Below are 5,165 nucleotides of genomic sequence, written 5' to 3' on the forward strand. Positions count from 1 at the left end.
CCCGACACCCCCGTCATCACCCTCGACGCCCGCCGCCGCGACAGCGCCAAAAGCGCCCTCATCACCCTCGTCGAACACGCCCTCCTCGCCCGACTGCGCTAGTCGTCCCACCTCTGGTCACCGAGAGTTCGTACCCGGAGGTGAACGGTCGGGTGAGAGTGATAACGGTTCGGTAGGCATTTAAAGATCGAAAGTAACTCTCCGTAGCATCCGGACCGCACTCTGCAGTATTCGGTCCGCTCTTGATAGTGAATGTCTGATTTGTACGCAGCAAATCGTGCGCGGATGCCTGTTTGTCCCCCATCCGCACACGTGCTGAAATGCCAGCTACCCCATCGCCACCCTGGCAGTTCCACCCAGCAGCGGGCTGCGGCGAGCGGGGATTAGAGAGGTTGTTGTCGAGTGAGGCGTAAGCAGCCAGTCACCCCGCAGCGGCGCTCCGAGCCCCGCGAGAACGAGTCGGGCGGCAGCGGCCAGGCCCCCGGGTTCTCGGCGTTCACGCCGAGCGCGGAGGAGCGACCCGCGGCCCCGGCGGCCAACGGACCGGCCGGAGCGAGGAGTTCCGCCGCGCCGGCCCCGAGCCGGTACGAGTTCCTGGCGCCCCGGAACTGGCGGGTGCCCACCCGTCTGATCGCGATCCTGCTGATCCCGGTGATCATCTCGCTGGTCTTCGGCGGCCTCCGCGTCAACAGCTCCTTCGACGACTTCGTCAAGGCCACCCACGCCGAGAAGACCGCCCAGCTCGCCAAGGCCGCCACCGAGCTGGCCCACGCGCTGGAGTCCGAGCGCGACCTCACCTCGATCCCCCTGCTGGTCGGGCTGGACGACAAGGGCGAGGTGAAGAAGTACCGGGACAAGACCGACCAGGCCCTGGCCGAGTACCGGACCGCGTTCAGCGCGATCTCCGAGGACGACATGCTGTCCCGCCGCGACGCCGCCTTCCAGCAGCTCGTGGTGCACCTGCCGCACCTGCGCCAGAACGCCTACAAGCCCGAGCTGTACGCGACCGCGACCCAGGCCGCGTACTCGATGCTGCTCGCGCCGCTGATGGCCTACGACAACTCGGTCGGCTTCGGCAGCTCCAGCGTCACCAGCAAGGGCCGGGCGATCTACGCCATCTCGCTGGCCAAGGCGTCCGCCTCGACCCAGCGGGTGCTGATGTTCAACCTGCTGGTCGGCATCAGCCAGAAGCGGACCACCTCGCAGGAGGAGCTCGAACTGGTCCAGCAGCTGGCCGTGGCCAGCAAGCTGGAGCAGGTCTCGGTCAACGAGTTCAACACCGGTAGCCCCGCCGAGGACGTCAAGGTCTACGCGGACGCCCTGGTCACCCAGGCGGCCACCGACCAGCGCGCCGCGCTGAAGGTGCCCGGCACCGACAACGCGCCGACCATGCAGGGCCTGATCTCGCTCGGCCTGTCCTTCGTCGGCACCGCCCGCAACAACCCGAACGAAGAGGCGAAGGCGTTCCAGGCGGCCCGCGACGCCGGTCTCACGCCCGAGGCGTGGAACCAGGCCACCGCGAGCCACATCAACGCGCTCCGCACCACGGAGACCCGCCTGCTGGAGGAGGTCGTCGGCGACGCGGCCAACATCAAGAACCGCGCGCAGACCGACATGATCCTCAACTCGGTCATCGTGGTGGTCTCGCTGGCCCTGGCCGGTCTCTTCACCGGTCTGATCGCCCGCTCGATGATCCTCGGCATGCGCACCCTGAACAGCGCCGCGCTGGAGATCGCCAACCACCGTCTCCCCGACCTGGTCGAGAAGCTCTCCAAGACCGACCCGGACCGGGTGGACACCTCGGTGTCGCCGATCCCGCTGTACGGCAAGGACGAGATCGGCGAGGTCGCCCGCGCCTTCGACCAGGTCCACCAGCAGGCGGTCTCGCTGGCCGCCGAGCAGGCCCTGCTCCGGGGCAACGTCAACGCGATCTTCACCAACCTGTCCCGTCGCAGCCAGGGCCTGATCCAGCGTCAGCTGGCGCTGATCACCGACCTCGAGAACAACGAGGCCGACCCGGACCAGCTGGAGAACCTCTTCAAGCTGGACCACCTCGCGACCCGTATGCGCCGCAACGGCGAGAACCTGCTCGTCCTCGCGGGCGAGGAGGCCGGCCGCCGCTGGAACACCCCGGTGCCGCTGGTCGACGTGCTCCGGGCCGCCGCCTCCGAGGTGGAGCAGTACGAGCGCATCGAGCTGGCCGGCATCCCGGAGGCCGAGGTGATCGGCGCCGCCGTGACCGACCTCGTCCACCTGCTCGCCGAGCTGCTGGAGAACGCCACCTCGTTCTCCAGCCCGCAGACCCGGGTGCTGGTCAACGCCACCCGGCTGCCGGACGGCCGGGTGCTGGTCGAGATCCACGACAAGGGCATCGGCCTCACCGCCGAGGACTTCGCCGAGATCAACGAGAAGCTGGCCGAGCCGCCCACGGTGGACGCCACCATCTCCCGCCGGATGGGCCTGTTCGTGGTTGGCCGGCTGTCCCAGCGGCACGACCTCCGGGTCCAGCTCCGCCCCTCGGGCGAGTCGGCCGGCACCACCTCGCTGGTGATGCTGCCGCAGCACCTGACCGAGCTGGCCGCCCTGCCGGAGCCGGAGGAGCAGTTCACCGTCTCCCGGATCTTCGCCGAGCAGGAGCCGCAGGACGAGTGGAACGGGGTCGAGCAGGGCCGCAGCGCGGCCGAGCTGGGCTTCGACGACCACCTGACGGGCCACGGGGGCAGCAGCGGCTTCAGCCCCGCCCTGGAGGCCATGCAGCGCTCCCAGCGGCTGGACCAGCGCCGCCGGACCGCCCTGGAGGCGGGCCCCGGTGCGGAGCCGGTGGTCGACGCCGAGGTCGAGGAGTCGCCGTACGCGCCCGAGCGCTACACCGAGGACACCTACGCCTACCAGCAGCCGGAGCAGTACGCCGAGCAGCCGTACGCCGAGGACGCCTACCGCGACCCGTTCGGCGCCCAGCAGCCCCAGCAGCAGTACGCCGAGGACGGCTACGGCTACCAGGACGAGCAGCAGCAGTACGGCGAATCGCCGTACGGCCAGCCGTACCAGGAGCCGCAGTACGCCGAGGCGGCCGCCCAGGAGCCGTACGGGCAGCAGGAGCAGTACGGCTACCAGCAGGAGCAGTACCAGCCGTACGAGCAGTACGAGGAGCCGTCCGGCCACCCGTACACCCCGGAGCCCGCGGCGCTGCCGCCGGCCGCTCCGGCGAGCACCCTCGGCTCGGGTCTGCCGCAGCGCCGTCCCGGCCAGCAGTTGGCCGGTGCGGGTGCCGCGGCCGACCGACCAGGCCCGAACATGTTCGGCGGCGGTCAGGCCGACGCCGAGAAGCCCAACTGGTTCGCCGGTGCCAAGGACACCACCGAGGCTCCGGAGAACCGGGGCCACGAGGTGTCGGCGCTCGGCGGGTACGGGCCGACCGGCCCGACCGGCGCCCCGCGGGGTGACTGGCAGTCGCCCAACGACGGCGACTGGCAGCGCGCGAACCAGCTCCGCGAGCCGGCCGCCGGCGGGACCACCCCGTCCGGCCTGCCCCGCCGGGTACCCAAGCAGAACCTGGTCGCCGGGAACGCCAAGCCCAGCCCCCAGGACGGCCCCCAGGTCTCGCGCAGCCCCGAGGAGGTCCGCGGTCGCCTGACCAACCTGCGCCGCGGCGTCGAACAGGGCCGTAGTGCGGGCGCGGACCAGGGCAACACCGGAAGCTTCCGGATCGACCCCCAGCAGCAGAACAGCACCGATCTCTTCGGCGGCTCGAACCACCAGGAGCGTTGAGTTGAGTCAGATGAGCCAGGCCGCACAGAACCTGAACTGGCTGATCACCAATTTCGTGGACAACACCCCCGGGGTGTCGCACACGGTGGTGGTCTCCGCCGACGGTCTCCTGCTCGCCATGTCCGAAGGCTTCCCCCGCGACCGGGCCGACCAGCTCGCCGCCGTCGCCTCCGGCCTGACCTCCCTCACCTCCGGCGCCAGCCGGATCTTCGAGGGCGGCGACGTCAACCAGACCGTCGTCGAGATGGAACGCGGCTTCCTCTTCCTCATGGCAGTCAGCGACGGCTCCTCCCTCGCCGTCCTCGCCGCCCCCGACTCCGACATCGGCCTCGTCGGCTACGAAATGGCCCTCCTCGTCGACCGCGCCGGAGCCGTCCTCACCCCCGCACTCCGCGCCGAACTCCAGGGCAGTCTCCTGCACTGACGGTTCGTCGGATACCGTCCTGGTATTCGAATGACCTCATGTCCGTCCCGGGCCCCAACAGTGGGCCCGGGTTCGGGCGTTGTACGGCCTTCGCACCACCGGCAGCGGCCCCTCGGGGGTCGGTGCCTGCACCGCACCGCCGCACCTTGTGAGGAGAGGAACCGTGACCCCGCCCGACGACCGCAGCGGCCAGTACGGCGTTCCGTACCCAGGCACCGGCCATGACGCCTTCGGAGCCCCCGGCGTCGGCCCCGGTCAGCCGTACGGCCAACCCGCCTACGGCCAGCCGCAGTTCGCGCAGCAGCAGCAACAGCCCCAGCAGTACGGTCGGCCGAACCGGCCGCAGTACGACCAGTCCGCGCAGTACGGCCGGCCCTACGGCGACCAGCAGCCGCAGCGCCCGGGCTACCAGGACTACCAGGGCCCCGGCGCCTTCCCCGAGCACGGTGAAGAACCGGGCCACGTCGAGGAGTTCGACGACGAACAGGACTCCGGACCGCTGATCCGGCCGTTCGCGATGACCGGTGGACGTACCCGCCCCCGGTACGAACTGGCCCTGGAGGCACTGGTTTCGGCCAATGTTTCGCCGGACCGACTGGCCTCGATGCTCCCCGAGCACCAGCGGATCTGCACCCTGTGCACCGAGGTGAAGTCCGTCGCCGAGGTCTCCGCCCTGCTCAACCTCCCCCTCGGGGTGGCGCGCATCCTGGTGGCCGACCTCGCCGAGGCCGGCCTCGTCGCCATCCACCAGCCCGCCGCCGGCGGCGAATCCGGCAACCAGCCCGATGTCACGCTGCTCGAAAGGGTCCTCAGTGGACTTCGCAAGCTCTAACGCGGCCGCCCCCGCCCGCGCGACCACCTCCGCGAAGATCGTCGTCGCAGGCGGCTTCGGCGTCGGCAAGACCACCCTGGTCGGCGCGGTCTCCGAGATCAACCCCCTGCGCACCGAAGCCGTCATGACCAGCGCCAGCGC

General features: G+C 70.4%; 3 protein-coding genes and 2 pseudogenes. All 5 read left to right on the forward strand.

What is annotated here, in order from left to right; translation table 11 throughout:
* A pseudogene (locus tag ACIRPK_RS36660) lies at positions 1-102 on the forward strand (ATP-binding protein); the annotation flags it as partial.
* A 300-nt stretch (positions 103-402) separates the two neighbouring features.
* Positions 403-3,768: a nitrate- and nitrite sensing domain-containing protein gene (locus tag ACIRPK_RS36665; protein WP_403047247.1), complete on the forward strand. Its 3,366-nt coding sequence runs from the start codon at positions 403-405 to the stop codon at positions 3,766-3,768.
* Between the two features lie 10 nt (positions 3,769-3,778).
* Positions 3,779-4,192, forward strand: coding sequence for a roadblock/LC7 domain-containing protein (locus ACIRPK_RS36670; RefSeq protein WP_057232378.1), 414 nt, complete (start codon positions 3,779-3,781; stop codon positions 4,190-4,192).
* Between the two features lie 163 nt (positions 4,193-4,355).
* The gene (locus tag ACIRPK_RS36675) at positions 4,356-5,024 is read left to right on the forward strand and encodes a DUF742 domain-containing protein (RefSeq protein WP_403047250.1); all 669 of its coding nucleotides are present in this window, start codon (positions 4,356-4,358) and stop codon (positions 5,022-5,024) included.
* Positions 5,005-5,165 (forward strand): annotated as a pseudogene (locus ACIRPK_RS36680) (ATP-binding protein); the annotation flags it as partial. The gene ACIRPK_RS36675 and the pseudogene ACIRPK_RS36680, both read left to right, overlap by 20 nt.

It is taken from the genome of Kitasatospora sp. NPDC101801 (assembly GCF_044766665.1).
In the GTDB taxonomy this organism is placed as follows: Bacteria; Actinomycetota; Actinomycetes; order Streptomycetales; family Streptomycetaceae; genus Kitasatospora.

What these genes read in the sequence shown, in the direction of transcription:
- ACIRPK_RS36670 (WP_057232378.1), top strand. Translation starts at nt 3,779, where the DNA reads ATGAGCCAGGCCGCACAGAACCTGAACTGGCTGATCACCAATTTCGTG.